At 36.6% G+C, this 295-nt stretch carries 1 protein-coding gene; it reads left to right on the top strand.

Annotation, left to right across the window (positions count from 1 at the left end; all coding sequences use genetic code 11):
- Window positions 1-295 (top strand): DegT/DnrJ/EryC1/StrS family aminotransferase (locus HC175_RS22955; protein WP_209310229.1); only part of this gene is annotated, 295 nt, incomplete at both ends.

Here is a 295-nt window from a genome sequence, read left to right as displayed (position 1 = left end):
CGTTGCTGAAGAATATACAAATATTTTAAAGGATATAGTAGTGGTTCCAATTGTTGCAGCAGGAAATTCCTCTGTATGGGCTCAGTATTCAATACGGGTAAAAAATCGTGAAGAGGTAGTTGCTAAACTAAAGGAGGCTGGCATTCCAACAGCAGTACATTATCCCAGGCCACTTCACCTTCAGGAATGCTTTGAGTATATAAATCATACAGAAGGAGAATTCCCTATTACAGAGAAAATCTCTAATGAAATCCTAAGTCTTCCAATGAACCCTTATATAACAAAAAAGGAAATA

It is taken from the genome of Salinimicrobium oceani (assembly GCF_012037645.1).
The sequence above is the reverse complement of the archived record's forward strand: the minus strand, read 5'-3'. Positions and strand labels throughout refer to the sequence as shown.